This is a genomic window from Streptosporangium carneum, from assembly GCF_027922005.1.
In the GTDB taxonomy this organism is placed as follows: Bacteria; Actinomycetota; Actinomycetes; order Streptosporangiales; family Streptosporangiaceae; genus Streptosporangium; species Streptosporangium carneum.
Genome location: NZ_BSEV01000001.1, coordinates 672,200 through 691,208 on the forward strand (window position 1 = coordinate 672,200; position 19,009 = coordinate 691,208).

36 protein-coding genes and 1 pseudogene are annotated in these 19,009 nt (G+C 68.1%); 35 read left to right on the forward strand and 2 right to left on the reverse strand.

Annotated features, from left to right (window positions below):
- The first annotated feature begins 85 nt into the window (after positions 1-85).
- The 32 genes and pseudogenes from PKF00_RS03270 to PKF00_RS44465 all read left to right on the forward strand — a co-directional run.
- Positions 86-286, forward strand: a complete 201-nt coding sequence (locus PKF00_RS03270) for a BldC family transcriptional regulator (RefSeq protein ID WP_271216346.1) — start codon at positions 86-88, stop codon at positions 284-286.
- Entirely contained in the window at positions 286-543 is a 258-nt protein-coding gene (locus PKF00_RS03275; protein WP_271215812.1) for a hypothetical protein, read from the forward strand. Before PKF00_RS03270 ends, PKF00_RS03275 begins: the two co-directional genes overlap by 1 nt.
- The gene (locus tag PKF00_RS03280; protein ID WP_271215813.1) at positions 543-806 is read left to right on the forward strand and encodes a hypothetical protein; all 264 of its coding nucleotides are present in this window, start codon (positions 543-545) and stop codon (positions 804-806) included. Before PKF00_RS03275 ends, PKF00_RS03280 begins: the two co-directional genes overlap by 1 nt.
- A complete protein-coding gene (locus PKF00_RS03285) occupies positions 803-1,105 on the forward strand; it encodes a hypothetical protein (protein WP_271215814.1) in 303 nt (100 codons plus the stop codon). The genes PKF00_RS03280 and PKF00_RS03285 overlap by 4 nt, the downstream gene beginning before the upstream one ends.
- Positions 1,102-1,548 (forward strand): hypothetical protein, encoded by a 447-nt coding sequence (locus PKF00_RS03290; RefSeq protein WP_271215815.1) that lies wholly within the window; start codon positions 1,102-1,104, stop codon positions 1,546-1,548. The genes PKF00_RS03285 and PKF00_RS03290 overlap by 4 nt, the downstream gene beginning before the upstream one ends.
- Complete coding sequence (locus PKF00_RS03295; protein ID WP_271215816.1) at positions 1,548-1,958, forward strand: hypothetical protein; 411 nt, start codon at positions 1,548-1,550, stop codon at positions 1,956-1,958. Before PKF00_RS03290 ends, PKF00_RS03295 begins: the two co-directional genes overlap by 1 nt.
- Positions 1,958-2,167: a hypothetical protein gene (locus tag PKF00_RS03300; RefSeq protein ID WP_271215817.1), complete on the forward strand. Its 210-nt coding sequence runs from the start codon at positions 1,958-1,960 to the stop codon at positions 2,165-2,167. The genes PKF00_RS03295 and PKF00_RS03300 overlap by 1 nt, the downstream gene beginning before the upstream one ends.
- Complete coding sequence (locus PKF00_RS03305) at positions 2,164-2,457, forward strand: hypothetical protein (protein WP_271215818.1); 294 nt, start codon at positions 2,164-2,166, stop codon at positions 2,455-2,457. The genes PKF00_RS03300 and PKF00_RS03305 overlap by 4 nt, the downstream gene beginning before the upstream one ends.
- Before the next feature lie 44 nt (positions 2,458-2,501).
- Positions 2,502-2,921 (forward strand): hypothetical protein, encoded by a 420-nt coding sequence (locus PKF00_RS03310; protein ID WP_271215819.1) that lies wholly within the window; start codon positions 2,502-2,504, stop codon positions 2,919-2,921.
- Complete coding sequence (locus tag PKF00_RS03315) at positions 2,918-4,027, forward strand: YqaJ viral recombinase family nuclease (RefSeq protein WP_271215820.1); 1,110 nt, start codon at positions 2,918-2,920, stop codon at positions 4,025-4,027. Before PKF00_RS03310 ends, PKF00_RS03315 begins: the two co-directional genes overlap by 4 nt.
- Entirely contained in the window at positions 4,024-5,010 is a 987-nt protein-coding gene (locus PKF00_RS03320; protein ID WP_271215821.1) for a recombinase RecT, read from the forward strand. Before PKF00_RS03315 ends, PKF00_RS03320 begins: the two co-directional genes overlap by 4 nt.
- Positions 5,007-5,516, forward strand: coding sequence for a hypothetical protein (locus tag PKF00_RS03325; protein ID WP_271215822.1), 510 nt, complete (start codon positions 5,007-5,009; stop codon positions 5,514-5,516). Before PKF00_RS03320 ends, PKF00_RS03325 begins: the two co-directional genes overlap by 4 nt.
- On the forward strand, positions 5,503-5,784 hold the full coding sequence (locus PKF00_RS03330) for a hypothetical protein (protein ID WP_271215823.1): 282 nt from the start codon (positions 5,503-5,505) through the stop codon (positions 5,782-5,784). The genes PKF00_RS03325 and PKF00_RS03330 overlap by 14 nt, the downstream gene beginning before the upstream one ends.
- Entirely contained in the window at positions 5,781-6,155 is a 375-nt protein-coding gene (locus tag PKF00_RS03335) for a helix-turn-helix domain-containing protein (RefSeq protein WP_271215824.1), read from the forward strand. The genes PKF00_RS03330 and PKF00_RS03335 overlap by 4 nt, the downstream gene beginning before the upstream one ends.
- 279 nt (positions 6,156-6,434) lie before the next feature.
- Positions 6,435-6,743, forward strand: a complete 309-nt coding sequence (locus PKF00_RS03340) for a WhiB family transcriptional regulator (protein WP_271215825.1) — start codon at positions 6,435-6,437, stop codon at positions 6,741-6,743.
- Positions 6,740-6,889, forward strand: coding sequence for a hypothetical protein (locus PKF00_RS03345; RefSeq protein ID WP_271215826.1), 150 nt, complete (start codon positions 6,740-6,742; stop codon positions 6,887-6,889). Before PKF00_RS03340 ends, PKF00_RS03345 begins: the two co-directional genes overlap by 4 nt.
- Positions 6,886-7,749 (forward strand): ParB N-terminal domain-containing protein, encoded by an 864-nt coding sequence (locus PKF00_RS03350; protein ID WP_271215827.1) that lies wholly within the window; start codon positions 6,886-6,888, stop codon positions 7,747-7,749. Before PKF00_RS03345 ends, PKF00_RS03350 begins: the two co-directional genes overlap by 4 nt.
- Positions 7,746-8,288, forward strand: a complete 543-nt coding sequence (locus tag PKF00_RS03355; RefSeq protein ID WP_271215828.1) for a hypothetical protein — start codon at positions 7,746-7,748, stop codon at positions 8,286-8,288. Before PKF00_RS03350 ends, PKF00_RS03355 begins: the two co-directional genes overlap by 4 nt.
- Positions 8,288-9,265, forward strand: a complete 978-nt coding sequence (locus tag PKF00_RS03360; protein WP_271215829.1) for a hypothetical protein — start codon at positions 8,288-8,290, stop codon at positions 9,263-9,265. Before PKF00_RS03355 ends, PKF00_RS03360 begins: the two co-directional genes overlap by 1 nt.
- Positions 9,265-9,621 carry a hypothetical protein gene (locus tag PKF00_RS03365; protein ID WP_271215830.1) on the forward strand — a complete coding sequence of 119 codons (357 nt, stop codon included), beginning with the start codon at positions 9,265-9,267 and terminating at the stop codon, positions 9,619-9,621. Before PKF00_RS03360 ends, PKF00_RS03365 begins: the two co-directional genes overlap by 1 nt.
- Positions 9,621-9,836, forward strand: coding sequence for a hypothetical protein (locus PKF00_RS03370; protein ID WP_271215831.1), 216 nt, complete (start codon positions 9,621-9,623; stop codon positions 9,834-9,836). The genes PKF00_RS03365 and PKF00_RS03370 overlap by 1 nt, the downstream gene beginning before the upstream one ends.
- Positions 9,833-10,108 (forward strand): hypothetical protein, encoded by a 276-nt coding sequence (locus tag PKF00_RS03375; RefSeq protein ID WP_271215832.1) that lies wholly within the window; start codon positions 9,833-9,835, stop codon positions 10,106-10,108. The genes PKF00_RS03370 and PKF00_RS03375 overlap by 4 nt, the downstream gene beginning before the upstream one ends.
- A complete protein-coding gene (locus PKF00_RS03380) occupies positions 10,108-10,887 on the forward strand; it encodes a hypothetical protein (protein ID WP_271215833.1) in 780 nt (259 codons plus the stop codon). Before PKF00_RS03375 ends, PKF00_RS03380 begins: the two co-directional genes overlap by 1 nt.
- Positions 10,884-11,201 (forward strand): hypothetical protein, encoded by a 318-nt coding sequence (locus PKF00_RS03385; protein ID WP_271215834.1) that lies wholly within the window; start codon positions 10,884-10,886, stop codon positions 11,199-11,201. The genes PKF00_RS03380 and PKF00_RS03385 overlap by 4 nt, the downstream gene beginning before the upstream one ends.
- Positions 11,198-11,683, forward strand: a complete 486-nt coding sequence (locus tag PKF00_RS03390) for a RusA family crossover junction endodeoxyribonuclease (protein ID WP_271215835.1) — start codon at positions 11,198-11,200, stop codon at positions 11,681-11,683. The genes PKF00_RS03385 and PKF00_RS03390 overlap by 4 nt, the downstream gene beginning before the upstream one ends.
- Positions 11,680-12,207 carry a WhiB family transcriptional regulator gene (locus PKF00_RS03395; RefSeq protein WP_271215836.1) on the forward strand — a complete coding sequence of 176 codons (528 nt, stop codon included), beginning with the start codon at positions 11,680-11,682 and terminating at the stop codon, positions 12,205-12,207. Before PKF00_RS03390 ends, PKF00_RS03395 begins: the two co-directional genes overlap by 4 nt.
- Positions 12,204-12,710, forward strand: a complete 507-nt coding sequence (locus tag PKF00_RS03400; RefSeq protein ID WP_271215837.1) for a hypothetical protein — start codon at positions 12,204-12,206, stop codon at positions 12,708-12,710. The genes PKF00_RS03395 and PKF00_RS03400 overlap by 4 nt, the downstream gene beginning before the upstream one ends.
- Positions 12,707-13,273, forward strand: coding sequence for a hypothetical protein (locus PKF00_RS03405; RefSeq protein ID WP_271215838.1), 567 nt, complete (start codon positions 12,707-12,709; stop codon positions 13,271-13,273). The genes PKF00_RS03400 and PKF00_RS03405 overlap by 4 nt, the downstream gene beginning before the upstream one ends.
- Positions 13,270-13,506, forward strand: a complete 237-nt coding sequence (locus PKF00_RS03410; RefSeq protein WP_271215839.1) for a hypothetical protein — start codon at positions 13,270-13,272, stop codon at positions 13,504-13,506. The genes PKF00_RS03405 and PKF00_RS03410 overlap by 4 nt, the downstream gene beginning before the upstream one ends.
- A complete protein-coding gene (locus tag PKF00_RS03415) occupies positions 13,503-13,817 on the forward strand; it encodes a hypothetical protein (protein WP_271215840.1) in 315 nt (104 codons plus the stop codon). Before PKF00_RS03410 ends, PKF00_RS03415 begins: the two co-directional genes overlap by 4 nt.
- The gene (locus PKF00_RS03420; RefSeq protein WP_271215841.1) at positions 13,810-14,169 is read left to right on the forward strand and encodes a hypothetical protein; all 360 of its coding nucleotides are present in this window, start codon (positions 13,810-13,812) and stop codon (positions 14,167-14,169) included. Before PKF00_RS03415 ends, PKF00_RS03420 begins: the two co-directional genes overlap by 8 nt.
- A gap of 1 nt (position 14,170) precedes the next feature.
- Positions 14,171-14,443: pseudogene (locus PKF00_RS44465) on the forward strand (winged helix-turn-helix domain-containing protein); the annotation flags it as partial.
- 429 nt (positions 14,444-14,872) lie between these two features.
- Here the strand turns inward: PKF00_RS44465 and PKF00_RS03430 are convergent.
- Positions 14,873-15,064 carry a transposase gene (locus PKF00_RS03430; RefSeq protein WP_271215843.1) on the reverse strand — a complete coding sequence of 64 codons (192 nt, stop codon included), beginning with the start codon at positions 15,062-15,064 and terminating at the stop codon, positions 14,873-14,875.
- Between the two features lie 425 nt (positions 15,065-15,489).
- Positions 15,490-16,557, reverse strand: coding sequence for a hypothetical protein (locus tag PKF00_RS03435; RefSeq protein WP_271215844.1), 1,068 nt, complete (start codon positions 16,555-16,557; stop codon positions 15,490-15,492).
- A gap of 915 nt (positions 16,558-17,472) precedes the next feature.
- Here PKF00_RS03435 and PKF00_RS03440 point away from each other — a divergent pair.
- From PKF00_RS03440 to PKF00_RS03450, 3 genes are all read left to right on the forward strand, one after another.
- Positions 17,473-17,919, forward strand: a complete 447-nt coding sequence (locus PKF00_RS03440; RefSeq protein WP_271215845.1) for a helix-turn-helix domain-containing protein — start codon at positions 17,473-17,475, stop codon at positions 17,917-17,919.
- 144 nt (positions 17,920-18,063) lie between these two features.
- Positions 18,064-18,399, forward strand: a complete 336-nt coding sequence (locus PKF00_RS03445; RefSeq protein WP_271215846.1) for a transposase — start codon at positions 18,064-18,066, stop codon at positions 18,397-18,399.
- 273 nt (positions 18,400-18,672) lie between these two features.
- Positions 18,673-18,936 carry a hypothetical protein gene (locus PKF00_RS03450; RefSeq protein WP_271215847.1) on the forward strand — a complete coding sequence of 88 codons (264 nt, stop codon included), beginning with the start codon at positions 18,673-18,675 and terminating at the stop codon, positions 18,934-18,936.
- The last annotated feature ends 73 nt before the right edge of the window (positions 18,937-19,009 follow it).

The following is a 19,009-nucleotide window of genomic DNA, read 5'->3' on the forward strand; positions in this document are numbered from 1 at the left end:
CCACTCCTCAATCACTCCCTGAAGGAGATCCCCCGTGAGAGGCATCAAGACCATCGAGTCCGACGGCACGGCCGTCATCACCCCCATGGCCGCCGCCCGACCCGACATCGAGGCGCTGCTGACCCCGGCCGAGGTCGCCACCATGTTCCGGGTCGACCCCAAGACCGTCACCCGGTGGGCCAAGGCGGGCAGGCTGTCGTCCATCCGTACCCTGGGCGGCCACCGTCGTTACAAGGAGGCCGAGGTCCGCGCGCTGCTGCGTGGCGAGCAGGTTGCGGGCGCGTGATGAGCCGCATCGACGACCTCCGGCAGAACTGGCCCGAGCGCACCGCCGTACGGCACAAGGAGACCGGCGCGACCGGCGAGATCGCGTCGTGCCCGCTGCGGGACCCGATCGCCCGTGACCGCCGTCTCCGGCCCACGCCGCACCTGCTGCTCAACAGCAGCGACCCTGGCGTGGTCTGGGTCCGGTGGGACGACCGGCCGGGCTGCTGGATGCGGCCCCGCTGGCTCCAGAAGATCCGCGTCCGGGGAAGGCACTGATGGGCACCGTCGCCGTCCTTCCCTCCTCGGTGTCGCTGCCCGAGGCCGCCGGGCCGGTCATCACGGCCGCGACGCCCGGTGGGCTGATCTTCCTGGAGATTCCCAGCTCCGGGTTCACGACCGTGGAACCCGACGCCCTGCCGCCTGGCCTGTCGCAGGCAGCGATCGACGAGCTGTGCGCCATCGCGCAGCGCACCCGCGAGGCCCTGACCGAATGGGCCGCCCGGCACACCACGACCCCTCGTCTGGAGGTCCTGCCATGATCCCCCTGCCCGCCTGCCGGACCGTCCTGGGCGAGTACGCCGCCTACCAGCTCGCCCACGTCGGCCACCGGGTGACCGGCCAGGCCGAGGCCGTCGCGCTGGTCACGCCGTACGACCACGCCCACCGGCCGACCTACCTCACCTTCCGCCGCGACCCTGGCAAGGCGTGGCAGGCACTTGCCGGGGAGCGCGCCGTCCTGACCGACGCGATCCACGCGGCCGGGTCCGAGACCCGCATCGTCGGGATGGGCAGCGATGAGCTGGCCGCCCTGCTGACCATGGCGGAGGCGGCGCGATGACCACGCCCCCGCCCGAGGTCCACGTCCTAGACGACCCGCTGGAGATGGCGAACAACCTCGTGGCCGCCGTCGGGCGGCTGGCCGCGCACACCGCCCGCGACCCGATGCAGGCCGCCATCCACGGCTTGGCCTCCCGGGCGGTCGCCGCCGCCGAGCAGGCCGAGCGGCTGGCCACGGTCTCCATCGCCCGGGACCTGCGACGCCTCACCGACCACCTCACCGGCAGCACCGCCGAGCGCACCGCCGACCAGCCGACCGAGGAGCCCGACACCCTCACCGAGGCCGTCCTACGCGAGGCGCGACGCCACAGCACCGGCTATCTCCGGGACACCTACGCCCGAAGCACAGAGTTCGGCCACCCCTGGCTGTTCCTCAAGAACGCGATCGAGATCGTCCTGACCGAACGCGGCGAACCGATCCCCACCACCCCCGAGGAGTCGTGATGGGTCTTCCTCTGAACGTCCACCTCTACACACAGCTCACACCGGACCAGGTCCGCAAGACCCTGAGCGATGACGGCTGGTCGAGCCTGGACATCGGCCCCCTGCGAGTGCAGATCCCGCGCGGCGACCTCACCCGCATCCGGGCGGCTCGGATCCTCGCCGAGGCCATCGCCGCCCAGGCGGACTTTTGGGGCAAGGACCTGGCCGAGCTGGAGCGCGAGCTGGTGTCTGCCGAGGAGGCCGCCACCGCTCACGTCCCGGAGACCAGCGGCCCGATCCCGGCCCCGCCCGCTGAGGAGCCGTCCGCCGAGGAGCCCGTCGGCGGTGACGATCCGGCCCTGGACGCCCGGGTGACCGCCTTCATGAAGGCACCGGAGAGCCACCGCCGAGGCCGCAGAGGGGGTCAGTGATGGGTCGCCATCGGCAGGAGCCCTACGAGGAGTGGGCCGCGACCTGGAATGAGCAGAACCCTGACGTCTGGCTGGCACCGCTGACCGGTAGCCGCACCGAGAGGCAGGTCCGGCCGACCCTCACCGAGCGCGGGCTGCGCCTGGCCCGCCGGGTCGGTCTCCGTGCCCAGCGTCTGCGCCAAGCCCTGGCGAAGGGCGGTCCGCGATGAGCTACGCCCCACTGTGGCCCGACTGGGCCGACCAGACCCGGCAAGCCCTCGCCTGCGTGGAGGAGCTTCCCGAGGACAGCCGCACCGTGTTGCAGGACCTCGCCGCGTACATCGGCGAGGAGCTGCGCATGGAGTTCCCCGACGTCGAGCCCGGCCTGGTCGGCTGGATCACGCTCCGGGCGGCCTCCCACCTCGGCGGTCTCATCCGCGAGGCGTCCGGCCCGATCGAGCCCTCCACGTACGTCACCATCGGCCTGCTGGCCGGTGACCACCTGGTGGGGTCCCCGTGAGCGCGGCCCGCACTCAAGACGAGATCGTCGCCCGTGTCCGCGCTGTGGCCGATGAGGACGTCTTCGGTTTCCGCCGCGAGATCCTGATCATGGCCCTGCACTACCAGCGAGCCCGCGAGTTCCTTGCAGAGGACGCGACGGATGACGGCTGGGAGGTCGCGGACGCCGAGACGGTGGTCCAGGAGGCGCGCGAGTACTACGCCTTCGCCCTCGGCAAGATCGCAGCCCACCGAGGCATCTCGGCGAACCGTTCCGTGGACCGGCTGACGGAATACGCCTGGCTGCTCGGCCGAGACGACGTGGTGGCCGCGATGGACGCCGCTTCCTATCCGCAGTACGGCGCACCGAAGGTCCGCGCGTTCGGGCTCGGCCTCGAACTGAAGTGGCCGGACACGGCCGAGATGACCCGCATGGCGGCCGGAGAGCCGTGCCGCCCCGGGTGCGATGAGGGGTGCGGACGATGACCGGTCTCATCACGCCCGCCGCGCGCCTGCTCGCACCCGCCGGCCTGTCCCGCGAGGAGTGGCTGGAGGTCCGCCGGACCGGCGTCGGGGGCTCGGACGTGGCCGCGATCCTCGGCATGGACACCCGCCGTGGGCCGCTGCACGTCTACCTGTCCAAGCGCGGTGAGGGAGAGCTGGCCGAGCGCCGTGACCCACGCCTGGACCGGGCCGCCCGGCGCGGTCACCGGCTCGAAGGGCTCATCGCCGAGTTCTTCGCCGAGGAGACCGGCCACGCTGTGGTCGAGTCTCCCGGAACGCTCCAGAACGCCGAACGGCCATGGATGCTCGCCAACGTCGACCGCCTGGTGGTCGAGGCACCGCCGGACGGCGTGGCCGCCGCCGTCTACGAACCGGACGGCGTCCTGCCGTACGGCGTGACCGGGCCGCTGGAGTGCAAGAGCCGCACCTGGCGCTCGGCCCGCCGGGAGGACTGGAAGGGCGAGGAACCGCCGGACGGTCCGGCCCTCCAGGCGTACTGGTACCTGGCCGTCACCGGCTACCAGCGCGCCTGGGTGGCCGGAAGCGTCGATGACGACTTCGTGTGGTTCCGGCTGGAGCGCGACGAGGAGCTGATCGGCCACCTCGTCACGCTGGTCACCGAGTTCTGGCATGACCACGTGCTCACCGGAGTCGAGCCGGACCCGGGCGACCTGGAGGCCACGGACGAGCTGCTCGGCCACCTGTGGGACGTGAAGCCCGACGCGGTGAAGTTCTTCGCGGGGGCCGAGGTCGCCGAGATCGACGCGCTGCTGACCGAACGGGACGGCATCCTCGCCCAACGCAAGGAGCTGAAGCGCGACCTCGGCCGGATCGAGAACCGGCTGAAGGCCAAGCTCGGCCCCAACGAGATCGCCGAGGTCGCACTCGCGCCCGGCCGGGAGCTGTACTCCTGGCACCGCAATGGGACCTTCGCCAGTAAGCGGTTCCGTGAGGCTGAGCCGGAGCTGGCCGCCGAGTACGTCCACCTCGTCAAGGCCATCGACCGTGAGCGCCTGGCCGCCGAGAAGCCCGACATCTACGCGCGCTTCCGCGCCCGCGTCTTCCGTACCCCCGGAGGATCATCATGAGCACCGACCTAAAGGGCCGGGTCGCCCAGCGTGCGACCGGCAACCGGCAGGTGAACAAGGAACTGGCCGTCAAGGCGAAGGTCCGCGACGTCCGCCAGCTCTTCCAGAAGATGCGGCCCCAGTTCGAGATGGCGCTGCCCCGGCACGTCACCGTGGACCGCTTCCTGCGCATGGCGCTGACGGCCGTGCAGAAGACGCCGAAGCTGCTGGACTGCACGCCGGAGAGCCTGCTGGCCGCGCTGCTGGAGTCGGCGCGTCTGGGTCTGGAGCCCGGTACCAAGCAGGCCGCCATCGTGCCCTACGGCAAGCAGGCCACGTTCATCGCCCAGTGGCAGGGCCTGGTGGACCTGATGTATCGCTCCGGCCAGGTCGCCAGTGTGGTCGCCGAGTTCGTCCATGAGGGCGACGAGTGGGGCTACCGGATCGGCGACGGCGGGCAGTTCTGGCACGAGCCGGACCTGCTCGCCTCGCCCGAGGAGCGCGGCCCGATCGTCATGGTGTACGCCTACGCGGAGATCAAGGGCGGCGGCCGGTCGAAGATCGTGACGCTGAACCGGTGGCAAGCCATCGAAATCCGCGACCGCTACAGCAAGGCGTACGCCCTGGCCGAGCAGCACCGCCGTGAGGACCCCGAGGACTTCGCTCTCAACCCTGACAAGGGGTGGTTCAACAGCACGTGGCACACGGAGTTCGACGCGATGTGGCGCAAGTCGGCAGTTCGGAGGCTGGCCGACTGGGTGCCGCAGAGTCCGGAGTTGGTCGAGCTGCTGTCCCGGGAGAACGAGGCGGGCGAGAGCGAGCTGCCCGACTTCGACTTCGAGGGCGAGGTCGTCGGCGAGAGCGAGGAGCCCGAGACGTCGGCCGACGCCCCGCCCGGCCAGACGGCCGAGCCGCCCGCCAGGCCCGCGCCGGACTACGTGTGCGAGCGGTGCCAGGCCGTCGGTCAGCACTTCGAGGACGAGTGCCCGGGGACCGCATCATGAGCGTCATCGGCCAGGCCGAGGGTATCGAGCACGGCACCGTCAAGGGCTACAAGCAGCACACCTATAGGCAGATCAAGCCCTGTGACGACTGCAAGAGGGCACTGCGCGAGGACAGGGCCGCCGTGCGGCGAGGCGAACGTCCGAAGCAGACCGGTCAGACGGAGAAGGTCGTCCGGCGTCCGTCATCCAAGAAGCAGGCACATACGCAGGTTCAGGAGGCTGTGCCCGTCCGGCTGATGCCGCCGCCTCCCGCTCCGTTCACCGACCGCTCGCGCCTCGGCGTCCCCGTCCAGGGGCACGAGCTGGCCATCGGCGATGTGATCGTCTTCCTCGGCAACCACCACCGGATCGACCGCTTCGAGCCCTACACCGGGTCGCTTCTCGCCGAGCTGGGTGAGGGCACCCGCGTGGCGTGCGCGGGCGCGTGGGGGATGACCGTCGGGCCGCGCAGCACGGTGCGGATCCTGCCGCGACCGGCGGGAGGTGAGCGCCGTGAACCGGTATAGCATCGCCGCCCAGCTACGGCGGATCGCCGGGGAGAAGCCCACCGACATCACGGCGGCGTTGCTGCACCTGGCGGCCGACCTGGAGGGGGGCCGCTACCAGGCCAGGACCCCACCGGTTCCTGAACCGGTCGTCGAGCAGTCCGCGCCGCCGGTCATGGAACCGCCTGTGGAACAGCCCGCGCCGGTCCCCGGGACGGCGGAGGCCAAACCCGAGGAGGAGACACCCGTCAGGCGCGGCCTGCTCGGCATCTTCCGGCGGCTGTCATGAGCGAGCCTGAAGGGCTGCGGCTGACCGTCACCTGGGAGTTCACCGGCCGCGCGTCGGTGGAGCGGGTCTTGGGCTTCGTCGAGCGGTGGACCGCCGAACAGGTCGGAGTCGACATCCCTGAGCTGCGGCCGGTCCAGGTCCAAGCCGTGGACGTGCAGCTCGACGCCGCGTCGATCCGGCGCACACGGGCAGGCACCGCACTCCGTCGACGGCGCAAGGCGCTCGGCCTGACTCAGGAAGAGCTGGGCGAGCTGGCGGGCCTGAGCAATAGCGCCGTCAGCAACTGCGAGACCGGGCGCGTCACCATCGACAGCCCCTCATACCGGCAGCTTCGCCAGGCGCTCGACACAGCGGAGAAGGCCCGGCCATGACCAGATCCAGACTCGCCACGCCGGTTGAGCCCTGCTCCCGTCGTGGCGACGCTCGGCGGCGGTACCGCGCCACCGTCGCCGGGCCGTGCCCGCCTCGCCCTTTCTGGGGGGTGAGGGCGAGGCGGGCACCCATGCGTCCAGGCCCGGGTGCTGGGGGGTCCCCGGGCCTGGACTCGAGCGCCCGGTCGGGTGGCGTGCGCGACGCCGCCCGGCCGGGCGGGGGATCCGCCGCGGAACGGGGGCCGTGGCGGATCCCCCTCGATGCCGAGGAGAAACGTGATGAGACAGCGTGACCGGTACGGCGCGTGGGGGCTCGACAGCCCGCGAGGCAAGACCTGGCAGGACCGGGCCGCCTGCGTCGGGGCCGACCCCGAGATCTTCTACCCCAAGGTCAGCACCGCACGGAAACAAGAAGGGGCCGAAAGGCGCGCGTACGACAAGGCCAAGAAGGTGTGCGCCCGCTGCACGGTCCGCCAGGAATGCGGCGAGTACGCGCTCGCCAGGGACGACCGGTACGGCATGTGGGGCGGCCTGACGCCCCGCCAGCGCCGGATCCTGCTCAACCAGCGGATGAAGGCGGCGGGATGAACGAGTACGACCACCGCGCCCGCGACCTGGCCGCCGAACGCCTTCGCCCGGACCGCAAGCCCCCGACGCTCGACGAACTGCTGACCGAGCTGATCGCCACATTGCACCGGCTCTACACCACGCGACCAGGCAGGGGGAGCAGATGAGGGTCTCCGTAGACGCCATCACGATCGGTGAGCGGGACCGCACAGATCTCGGCGACCTGGACGAGCTGGCGGCCTCCATCGCCAAGGTGGGCTTGCTGCATCCGGTCGTCATCACCGAGGCCCGGGAGCTGGTCGCAGGAGGCCGGCGGCTGGCGGCCGTACGGCTGCTCGGCTGGAGCGAGGTTCCCGTAACGAGCGTGGACCTCGCGACGGCGGCCGAAGTGCTGAAGGCCGAGGCCGACGAGAACACCTGCCGTAAGCCGCTCACGCCGTACGAGGCCAGCCGGGCACGCGAGCGGCGGACGCGAGTGCTGGCACCGAAGGCGAAGGAACGCCAGGGAAGACGTACTGACCTCGAACTTTCCGCCAAGTTGGCGGAAGGTTCCCAGGCGGATCGTGAAACCCGGAAAGTCGCCGCGGTCGGCACCGGCTACTCGGGCTCGACCCTCGACAAGGTGGATCGGATCCGCGACGTCGCCGAGCGCGGCGTCGTCCGCCAGGGCAAGGCCGAGGTGGTCGTTCCTGAGCCGGTGCGCGAGGTCGCCCGCCAGGCCCTCGGCGAGGTGAAGACCACCGGGGCCGCTGTGGAACCGGCCGCCCGCAGGGTGGACCAGGCCTTGGCCGAGTACGTCGCGGAGTCGGCCGACGTGCAGGCCGCGCGACTGCGCAAGGAGACGTTCCGCCTGATCGGCCAGCTCGGCGACGGCCTGCCCAAGCTCGACGCCGGCCGCGTGGCCGCGCTGTGTGACGAGGACATGTGGGAGGCGATCACCACGGCGCGCGACCGCCTGGAGGCGTGGATGCACGACGTGGGCGAACGGCGTGGGTCGGGCCTGCGCGTGATCAAGGGGGAGAAGTGAGTGACATCTACCGGATGCTCTCGCCGGAGGAACGTGCCGAGTACGACGCGCTGCTCCACGAGGCCGGATACGACGACAACGGCGTGCAGCGACCGGCACACGAGATCAAGGACCGGATGCACAGGCTGCTCCAGCAAGCCGTCCAGGCCCATCGGACCTGGGCCGGGTATGTCCTCGACGCTGACGTCCGAGAGGGCCATCACAGGCGGTTCAAAGGATGGGACCGCGCCCGCCAGGTGGTGAGCACTCGCCACGGTGGCCGGGTGGTCAAGCGCTCGGCCGTCATGTCCCTGCGCCGACGCGACCCCGACAACGGCCGGACCTACTGGCAAGGGACGTTCTACCCCGACATGACACGTCAGGACCTTCTCGACGTGATCAACGGGTCCGAGGTCCGGATGGGCTCCGAGCGCATCACGATCGCGACGGCCCGCAGGCTCATGTCCCTCCTGGAGGAGACCGGCGTGGTCACGGTCGCCGAGGCGCTGGAAGCGCGCGGTGTGGAGCTGGAGACCTACCTGCTGGAGGAGAGCGCCTGATGCCGAGGATCCGAAGCGTCAAGCCCGAGTTCTGGTCGGACCGCAAGCTCGCCCGCCAGCACTCCCGCGATGCCCGCCTGCTGTATATCGCGCTGTGGAACCAGGCCGACGAACACGGCCGCGTACTCGGCGACCCGCGGTGGATCAAGGGCAACTGCCTGCCTTACGACGACGACATCGACGATCAGGCGATCAAGAGCCTCCTCGGCGAGCTGATCGCCTCCGGACGCGTTCAGCCGTACGTCGTCGAGGACGACCCTTACCTGTTCCTGCCGAAGCTGGCCAAGCACCAGCGGCTCGAAGCCGCCAAGGTCCCGAGCCGTTTGCCCGAGCCTCCCGAGATGAGTGGCCCGGACGATCCTCCGCCCGGTGGCACGCATCTGTCCGAGCCGGACGCGATCGAATCCGAGCCGCGCGCAGACGAGTCCGTGCGGGACTCAGACGAGTCAGCGCTTTCTTATGTGGCAGGTAGCAGGGGGCATGTAGCAGGTGGCAGGGAGCAAGGTTCTCCGGTTACCGCCGCAGGCGGTCCTACGCGCCGTAACGCGCGCACGCGCGAGAGAGCGCCTGCGGCGCAACCGGAAGATCTCCTTGCTCGCCGGGTCATCCACGCCATCCCGCGCTACCGGACCGCGCCCGGCTGGGTCCGTAAGCACCTCGCCGCCCTGACCCGTGGAGCCCTGGGTGCCGGATACGGCTCCGAGGCGCTCACCCGCTACGCCCGGATGGTCATCGAGGAGGAGCGCTTCCTCGGCCATCAGCACATTCCGGAGCTGCGCGATGCCCTGCGGCGCCTGGAGCTCGATGTCCGCCAGGGCGACGCCTGCCCCTGCTGCGGCCGAGACCCCGACGACTGCCCGACCGCCCCGGCATCGGCCGTCGACGACCGGGCGTGGACCGACGACGACCGGGCCGCCTGGGAGCGCATCGTGGCCCACCTCGGTGCCGACCCTGACGAACTGGCCAGGGGGGCGTGATGAGCGGACCGTTCGAGGCCGACGTCCGCCGCCTGGTCGCCGTCTTCACCCGCCGATTGCGTGAGATGGCCGGTGCTGACCCGGAGATCCTTGCTGCCGACCTGGTGGCCATCGTCCGCGGTCACGGCTGGCGTCCGGTCGAGGCCCTGAAGCCACCCGCCCCGGTCATCGGCGACGGCAACGGCCGCGCCGAGTACGCCGCGCGCCGGGCCGCCCTGGATAGCCGCCCGCCCTGCGTGTGCGGCGCGGCCGTCACCGACCACCAGCTCGACGGCGGACGCCGCACCGGGTGTGCGGCCACCGCCTGCACCCGCTACGCCCCCATCCCCACCCCGACCTCCGAGAGGAGTGCCTGATGCCGCCCCGGATCATCGTCGCGATCGAGCTGGTCAACGGTGGCCGCGCGCAGGCCGTATGCCGCACCGACCACTGCACCGCCCTGAAAGGCAAGCGCTGGAAGGGCGAGCCGCGCGCTGCTAAGGCCGACGCCGCCGAGGACGCTCGCCTGCACCGGCTGTGGCACCGCCGCCAGCAGCCCATCCCGACCGAGGTCGTAGAGGCAGGAGCATGACCGCAGATCTCGGCGCGCTGCGCATCCACCTGGAGGCCCTGCTGCCGCTCGCCGTGGCGGAGCTGCGTCAGCACGACCACACGCCGGAGCAGCTCGTCGCGATGGCGGCCCGCTCCGGCAAGGAACTCGGGCACCTCGGCGACGCCGTGCAGTGGCCCGGCCGCCACAGCGGGGAGGCCCTCGGCGCGCTGCTGACCGGCATCGCCGTGGCCGAGCTGGTCACCCCCGGCACCGCGCGCCAGATGCTCGCGATCCTCGGCAGGGGGCACTGATGCAGCTCACCTACTACGTCGCGCCCTGGGACGCGGACGACGCCGAACAGCCGCCGGAGGAGGTGCAGGCGCGCGACGGCCTGCGCTGGGGGTACGTGGCCGCTGATCTCGACCGGTTCACCCGCATGGCCCTGTCCCGGCAGATCGGCCTTCTCGCCTTCGCGCCGGCCGAGCGGTACGAGATCGTATGGTCGGCCGTCGCGCTGGCGCTGTACGAGGCTGACCGGCAGCCCGCGCCTGCGGACCTCATCACGGCGGGCTGGCAGGCCATCACCGTCGCGATCCAGACGGAGGCCCGTCACCATGGACGTGACCTGATCCGGCACAAGGGCACGACCCGCCGGTCTTACGTCATGTACTGGGATGCCGCCGCCCCTCGCCATATTTCCAGCCCGGAGAACGGCATCGTCGAGCGCCTGGCTGTCGATCAGATCTGGCCCATGCTCACGGCGGGTCAGCAGGAGGCACTGGCCGCCCTCGCGGTCCACGGCAGCGTAGCCGCCGCCGCGCAGGCGCTCGGCAAGTCCACCGCGGCTGTTCACGTGATCGCCCGCGCCGGTCGGCTGCGCTTCAAGCAGTGGTGGCACGAGGGCGAGACGCCTTCCCTGCCGTGGGGCCGAGACCGGCGCCGCTCGGAACCCGCCACGCACTGCCCGGCCGGGCACGAACGGACCTCCGAGACCTCCTACATCAAGCACACCATGTGGCGCGGCAAGCCCAAGCGGCAGATCGTGTGCCGAATCTGCCGTGAAGAGCGCCGAGCTGGAGGACGGTCATGAGCGACTCTCTCTCGCCAGCGCTCGCCGCGGCCGTCCACCTGGAGATCGAGAACCTCCGGCGTGTGGACGACGATCTGCGCGCCACCCAGATCGCCGCCGTCCTCGATGCCAGCCGCCGCTCCATGAACATCCCTACGCACGGCGATGACCTGTTGTTCGGCGGTCGCCACTGCGTCCCCACCTTCGCCGAGATGGCGCGCGTTCTCGCCTGCCTGGCCTGGCAGCCCGGCGGGGTGACCGTGTTCGGCATGCACCTGTGCGCCCGCCACGAGCTGTGCCTGGCGGCCGAGAGCGGGCGGAGGACGGCGTCATGACGACCCCGCTGTTGATCCTCACTGTGAAGGGCACGCCCGCCGGACAGGGCAACTTGAAGACCGGCGCGCACGGCAAGAGCTACCACGCCAACGGGGGCGAGCTGAAGGCGTGGCGGGAGAAGGTCCGGGCCGCCGCTCTCGACGCCCTCGGCCGTCACGAATGGGTCGCCACCGGCAAGCAGCCGTGCATCTTCTGCGCGGTCGGACCGAAGGAGCACGCCGAGCTGCTCGGCCCAGTCCGGCTGGAGACCGTCGTCACCGTGGCCAAGCCGCGAACCGTGACCGCTGAGTGGCCGATCACCCGGTCCTCCTCGGACTGGGACCACTACGCCCGCGCGATCGGAGACGCCCTGACCGGCGTGGTCTACGCCGACGACTCCCAGGTCGTCGACGGCCGCCTGATCAAGACCTACCCGTACGGCCACGAGCACGCGCTGGGCGAACCGGGCGCGGCGATCCGGGTCTGGCCGGTGGACGCATGAGCACCGTTACCGCCCGCCGCCGTCCCCTCGCCGACGAGGTCGCGCATCCTGTGGCGCGTACTACGGTTCCCGCCTGCCGGGGTCACGACCCTGAGCTGTGGTTCGCCCACGGCCTCGACGCCACGCTGGCACGGGCCGTGAATATCTGCCGCACCTGCCCCCTGATGAAGCCCTGCCGGGCGTACGCCACCGCCTATGACGTCGATGGCGTCTGGGGCGCGACGACCCGCGCCGAGCGCGACGACTACCGCCGCGCCCACGGCATCCGGCCACGCAACATCCTCGGCTTCGCCTCGCGAAAGAAGGCCAACTCCTCCCCACGGCCGAAGCGGCAGCGGCGGACGCTTTCGGCGCCCGCCGCGCCTGAGCCCGCATCGGAGATCGTGCCTACCAAGCACTGCCCGCGCTGCGGCACTGACCGGCCGCTGAATCGCTGGTACCGCAACAGGGCCACCGCTGACCGCCTGTCGGCCTGGTGCAAGCCCTGCCTTCACGAGATCGCCCAGAAAGGTTCGCATCCGTGACGACCCTGAAGTTCGACAGCAAGCTCGGTGCCGCGGCCTCGGCGGCTCTGGAGGAGCACATCCGGCCGATCTACGACCGGCCCGGGTGCTCGCGTCTGGCCATCATTGAGTTCCGCCACATCGAGCGCACTCAGCCCGCGCCGGAGTCCGACAAGGACCCCTCGGTGAAGGTCCGCATCAGTCACTGCGAGATCCCCGGCCGAGACCAGGAGGGTTACGTCCGCGAGGCCCAGCGGGCGCTGTACCTCCAGCGCACCGCCGCCGGAACGCTCGACGATGACGGCCAGCTCCAGCTCACCCAGAGCACCCTGTCCCACATCGGCGGCCTGCTGCACGAGGTCGAGGTGGCCCGGCTGCGCGCCGGCCTGCGCTACTGGGTGGACTACGCCGCCCGGGTCAACGCCAACGGCAACCTGACCATCTCCGAGATGCACCACGAGCTGGACACCGTCGCCCGGGGCCTGGCCGCGTTGCTGCACAACACCCCCGAGGAGGAAGCGTGATCGACCCGTCCGTGTTCGCCGCCGAGGTCGCCCGCCAGATCGACGCCCACACCGCGTGGGACTCCCTGCACGAGTTCAGGACCCTGCATTGGGACGGCGAGCGGCTCACCACCGGCACCCTGGCCGCCATCGCGCCGAACGTCCCGCCGGACGCCTACCCCGACCTGATGGCCGGCGTCGCCCAGAAGGAGATCCTCAAGCAGCAGGAGCAGGGCAAGCACACCCTGTACGCCTTCAGCCTGCTGTTCGAGGCGCACGCCGTCATGCACGACTCGGCCCAGGCCACGGCTGAGGAGAACGCGCGCTTCCAGCGGGACCGGCTGGAGCGCCGCTTCCACCAGCGGGAGGATGCCGTCGAGGTCCTCGGCATCTACCTCGTGGACGTCCATGGCCGCCTGTGGACCGGGACGAAGCGACGCGACACCGGGAAGGTCGAGCAGCACTACTACCCTGACCCGGCGCGTACGCCCATCGGAGGCGGCTTCATCCAAGGGCTGCGCACGGTGGCCGCGGTTACCAGGGCCACGCTGCACGGTCTTCCGATGCCGTCGAGGCTGCGATGAGCAGCCACGTCCACCACGGGACCGCGTCCCTGACGATCGCGATCCGGCAGGCCGACGGCAGCATGGTCTCCCGCCGCTGGCTGACGTGCGAGCACTGCGCTGAGCACCTGGCCGCGCAGCTCGGCCCGCCGTTCGACGAGGTGCTGGCCACGGCCGATGCCCGCCAGACGCTCCAGGAGATCGCCGGGACCATGCCCGGCTACATCCAGACCGATCTGCGGGGCGAGCCGTGAACGCCGTCGAGGCCGGCGACCTGTTCCGGCTGCTGAGCTGGATCTTTGGGACGGCGCCGTCCGGCGAGGAGCCGGTGAACGACGCCGAGGCGATGGAGTCCGCCGCGGTGCTGGCCGACCGGGCACACCAAGCACTCGGCACCGGGCCGGACGGCCAGGGCGTGCGGGCGCTGTGGTGTCAGGTGAAGCCGGTCATCACGGTGGACCGGGTGCCGCACGACTCCGGTGGTGTGCTGCCGTCCGGCCTGCGCCTGGTCCGCAACACGACCGGTCAGCCCGAGCCCGTACGGCTGGACGGCCGTGATGGCTGAGGAACTGATGCTGTTCGGCACCCCCGACGTCCCCAGGCCCGAGCCGCCGAAGGAGTCACCGGGAGTGCGCCGGACTCGGCGGCAGGCCGGCCTGCTCGCCGTGGGCGTCCACCCGCTGTCGGTCGTGCTCAGCTCGACGCTTCGCCTGCCCGAGCAGGCCGCACCACATGACGACCGCCGCGCGCCCGGCCGCCGCTGTGGCAACTGCGCCTTCCGCCGGACGAACGCCTGGGGCTACCCCAAGTGCGCCTTCGGCGACGGTGTCCGGGCCAGCCACAGCGCCGCGACCGAGTGCCGCGCCTGGTGGCCCGGCTGCACAGACCACGAGTGGAAGGAGAAGGCGGATGGCTGATCTGCGTATTGATCTACGTGCTTGCCGAGCCTGGCAAGGGGATAAGGAACTCCGTCTCACGCACCTTGAGTTCCGGTTGCTCACTCTGCTGGCTGATCACGTCGGGACCGTAGTGACCCGCAAGCAGATCATGCGCGAGGTGTGGGGAATCGACCGGTGGGACTCCACCAAGACCGTGGACATGCATATCTCGTGGCTGCGCCGGAAGCTCGATGACGACGCCACCAGGCCGTACTACATCAGCACCGTGCGGGGCGTCGGCTTCCGCTTCGACGGATCCGCAGAGATCATCGGTGATCCCGCCTCGTCTGCTTCGGCCGGCGACGGCTTGGCCCTGGCCCGCGCCGTGGTGGCCGACTTGCGGACGCTGGCCGACCAGGCGGAGAAGCGTCTCGCCGAGCTGGAGCACGCCGCCGTGGATACCCACCCGGCTCGGTCTGGCCCGACTGCAACCCGCACGGCGAGATCCACCGCGATCTCGTCGGCGCCTGTCATGAGCGGCACCAGCTGGAGATGACCGCCCGTTCGACTGGTCGCCGTGACACCTACCGGATCGCCGAGGTGTGCCTGATCGAGGACGGCGACCACGACCGATGAACCCACCTCTTACAGCGAGCTGGCCGAGCTGCAAGAGTCCCTGGCGGTTCACGGAAGCTCGCTGAGGCTATCACTCAGTTTCTCACTCAGAAAACACTAGGCTGTTTCAAAGGCAGGTGAGCCAGTCATTGATGGCAGTGATGTGGATGACGGCCTCGTAATGAACAGCGAGCTTGTCGCACTGGGTGGAGACGGCACGATGACGTTTGATCCGGTTGATGCTACATTCCACGGCATGCCGGTTCCGGTAGTTGGCGGAGTTAAAATCCGGGGGCCAGCCGTCACTGCTACGCGCCATAGCTGGCCTATATATCATTGTTCATTCTTGTTAAGTTATTGGGCTGGATTCCTGACTTCTACACAGCCCTCGCCTACCCGAAAGACAGCTTCATAGTTCACGGCATTCAGGAGATCGCAGATAGCTCGCAACATCACCGTAGCTACCTGTGACTCGAAGTTGACCATTTCCTCAATGGTTCCACTGCTACTGTTTGCGAGGCCTCGATTAGTTGTCCACGTCACTGAGATACTCTCCGAATGGAGATCTATTAGAAATCCTCCATTGGCGTCGGCTGGCGCGAGCCCAGATATCTTGAGATGCCACTCGACATCTCTGAATAGACGCTTCACAGCTGCTGAGGTATCTTTCATGAACTTTATCCTAGATCTCGAACATAAGACCAGGGACGGCTTCGTGGAGCCGTCCCTGAGATCGAAGGCTAGCTATCGCACGGTCAGAACGGGATGCCAGTCCTCGTCCGCCGCGCCGTCCTTGCGGTAGCTGGAAAGCTGGGTGACCTGCTTGCCATCTACGCTGACTAGAACGAGGCCGTTTCGGAACTCATTCGAACAGGCGCCTTCACAGCCCAGCGCGATCAGGTGATCGTCATCAGCCCAAGCCAGTAGTTGTAGAACCGGCTGAGTTCCGACTGCCTGATCTGTTGCTAGCTCTCTCACCTGCGTGGGGAGTCCAGGAGCGCCTGCCACGAGCTTGCCGTTAGGGGAAATCCCTGCCGCTCCGATCTCATCTCCTGCGGCCGTTGCTCCGAAAGGAGCCCTTAACTGGCCGTCCAGACTACGCCAGGACTTTCCGTTCGATGAGGTAAAAGAAGGAGCAGATATTGCGTCGCCGGATTCCCATTTGAAATCTTGTCGAGTACCGCCGGAACGTTCCGAGGCGATCTTATTGAATTTGGTCTTTTTGTCTGCGGTATTGACTATATAGAAACCGGTGCGGGTTGAGGGCTTGTGTCGCCGGAGAGCTTCCGAGAAGAACTCGGCCTCGTCAGGGTGACTGGTGTATGTCGTAGCAAGGATCTTGCTGCCGTCCGGCGACCAGGCAACGCTTCCGGCGGGTTGTCCAAGGTTGATCCAGGAAACGATGTTACCAGTAGATACGTCGAGGATACCGAGCCTCTTTGAGGGAAGTTCTCCGTCCAGAACTGCTGCAAACTTGAGTCCTGGGGCCACATCGAGCCATGACCATGGAGTAGCTTCGTAAGATCCGGAGCGCGGGTTGTGCAGATACCATGTGCGATGAAGGCGCTTCACGTTCCCCTGCACGGTGCCCCATTGGCCGATCCAGTATGCAGAAACTGCCATACGGCCCGCCGCTATAAGGCTCTTGGGAGGACTGTTTCGAATGTCGGAAGAGACACCCGCCGGAGCCACTCTAGTACGAGTGTCAGACGAGTTTCCTGCATTGGCGCCCGATGCCAGCTCGGCTGCATTTGCAGATTGCAGCCCTTTTAGCATCAAAGAGCCTCCGCTTACCAGAGCCATCGTTGTCACGGCGGCAATTATTGGGATGATTATCTTCCGTCGGCTACTGCGTCTCGAACAAGACGGGTCGTCTACGTGGTCGGCATTGGCTCGCATATACACCCCATTTAATAAGCGTTGATGATCTATAGATGTCGGAAGATAGTTGTATATGCCACTAGCCAAGCTGACAATCAGGCGAGGTTGCCGTGTTGGAGGGATATCCGGTGGAGCCCTCTTGGCGCCAGGTAAGCAGATCCCGAAAGCCGGATCCGCTAGCCCAAGTGGTGGGGCCACATACGCCGTTATTTCCGTTAGTGTCATACGCCTCCCAGCTCATGATATCGAAATCTCTAAGTCCCGCCCCTGCGCGCATGCCGTCTGTGGATTTGTCGCATGCTTGAAGAGCGTCTACGGCAGGATTATAGACTGCCTGCGAGTAACTAGTTGATACTTCGCAGACGGGAAGCGCGCGTGCGGGCGTAGAGAAGCTAATCGTTACGGTACATGCCAGAGTTCCGGTTATAAGTAACTGCACTGCTCGCGATCGACGCACAATAGTCCTTTCGTCTGCCGAAGCTATTTAAAAGATCTTATCGTGATCGCTTGACCGAAGACAAGGTCATATCTGTCAGCAGTAAGTTGCGGAGTGCATTATCCCTAGTCAGGTAGGTCTCGCGCGACTTCTAGCTAAGCTAAAAGAGTGGCCGATATATCCAATTTAGTGCCCACATAAACCCATCACCGTCATGCTAAGCCCTGGGATGGTCACCGCCCAGTCGAGGGGTTTGGCCACGTCAGGTCGGACGTCTGGAAAAGCCGTTGCTCACGTGCACATGTTTCCGGCGACCCCCTCGTTCGCTGGTTGCCTTGCCAACAAGCTTGAAAGGCCGGTGTTACAGCGGGGGCTGGTTAGGGCCTGCGGCGATCGGCTATCCCGGAGGTATGAGGTATGCCGTGGGCGGCGGGCTGACCGCCACGGAACGCGCCCGGCGGGAGCGGTTGCGCTTCGAGGCCGCGGAGTTGTTCGCACAAGGGGTGCCCGCGCCGGAGGTGGCGCGGCGGTTTCGGGTGAGCCGCATGTCGGCCAACCGCTGGTACCGCACCTGGCAGACCGGCGGGCCGGAGGCGCTGGCCTCCAAGGGGCCGGGCGGGGAGAAGTGCCGATTGAATGCGCAGCGCCTGGATCGGCTGTGCTGTGAGCTGGGGCGCGGTCCGGTCGCGCACGGCTTCGTCGAGGACCAGTGCTGGACGCTGGCGCGAGTTGCCGACCTGATCGCGGCCTTGTTTCATGTCCGCTACACCTTGCGCGGGGTGTCGTATCTGCTGCACTGGATCAGCTGGACGCCGCAGATGCCGGTTCATCGGGCTGTCGAGCGCGAAAGGGGGTGATCGAGTTGTGGGTCGCCGAGGAATGGCCGGCGACAAAAGGGCGGCGCTCGACCTGGGTGCCTGGCTGTGCTGGGCCGATGAGGCTGGGCAAAGTCTGAGGCCGCCCGGGACGCGGACTTGGGCGCCGCCCGGCCGCGTACTCCGGTGGTGAAGGTGACCGGCAAGGGATATGGCCGGGTGGTGCTGGCCGGTCTGGCGTACCGGGTCCTGATCCGGCGCGGGCAGCCGGGCGAGATCAAAGCCTTCACGCCCTGGCATCTGACCGCTCTGCTGGATGCCACCCATACCCAGCTCGGCGGGCCGCTTGTGTTGGTGTGGGACAACGACCGCCGCCACCTGTCACGGGCGATGCGCACCGCGATCGAGGCGCGTCCCTGGCTGACGGTCTTCCAATTGCCCGTTTACGCCCCGGAGTTGAACCCGGCCGAAGGAGTGTGGTCGGTTCTCAAACCGCGGCCTGGCCAACCTCGCCCCCCATGACACCGACCAACTGCTGCACTGGTCAAGAACAAGCTTAGACGGATGCAGGACCACCCTGCGCTGCTCGACGGTTTCATCGCCCAGACCAGCCTCATCCTCAAAGCGCTGTAACACCAGCTTTTCAAGCTCAGCTGCCGATCAGGTGACATTTCTGTCCGCCATGCATGATCTTCAGAAGACTGTTCGTGGCCTTCAGATGGACGAGGGAACCCTCCCGTAATCATCGAAATTTGTAATATCCTCTGTCGGGGTGAATCCGCGAAAGGAAAATGAATGAGCGAAAACAGCAAGAGAATCGTCGCTACTGTGCTCCTGGTGACCGACGGCATCGGCGAACAGCTCGACATGGCCCACGTTGCGATCGGTGGCACGAACGCCTCGACCCTGGTCCCGGCTTCCCGCATCGCCGAGGACACGGGCGTCCCGGTGAACGAGCTGCCGGGCCGGAAGTTCGGCGCCCTGTGGACGATCGGCGAAGACGATGAGGAGCTTTCGGATTTCCGTCTTTTGAATGATCCCCGCATTTATCGGGGTTAGGGAATATAGCGTCCGGGGGAGAGAAAATGTCAGTCGGTCAGCCTATCATTAATCGTAGGAAATGGGGCAGGCA